The sequence below is a fragment of the Streptomyces sp. SP17BM10 genome, from assembly GCF_036322405.1.
In the GTDB taxonomy this organism is placed as follows: domain Bacteria; phylum Actinomycetota; class Actinomycetes; order Streptomycetales; family Streptomycetaceae; genus Kitasatospora.
On the sequence record NZ_JAQYXB010000527.1, the window covers coordinates 1 to 316 of the forward strand.

Genomic DNA, 316 nt, shown 5'->3' on the forward strand with positions numbered 1-316 from the left:
AAGGACGAGCGTCGAGCCATCGGGGTCCCGGCGGGCCGTCCTCTGCCCGGCGCGAAAAACGGTGTGCGCGGGGCCGGGCCCGGGGCAGTCTTGCCGGTATGAAGATCCTGGTGCTCGGCGGTTCGTCGTTCCTGGGGCGGGCGTTCGCCTCCGAAGCCCTCGCCCGGGGCCATGAGGTGACCACGTTCAACCGCGGCCGCTCCGCCGCCGACCTGCCCGGGGTGGAGGCGGTGCGCGGCGACCGCGACTCGGACGCGGACCTCGAGCGCCTCGTCGAGGGGCGGCGCTGGGACGCCGTCGTCGACACCTCGGCCCA

General features: G+C 75.0%; 1 protein-coding gene. It reads left to right on the forward strand.

Annotated elements, in window-relative coordinates; genetic code table 11:
• Positions 1 to 98 precede the first annotated feature (98 nt).
• Positions 99 to 316: NAD-dependent epimerase/dehydratase family protein (locus PUR71_RS10965; RefSeq protein ID WP_329926547.1), on the forward strand; the 218-nt coding region annotated here is incomplete at its 3' end.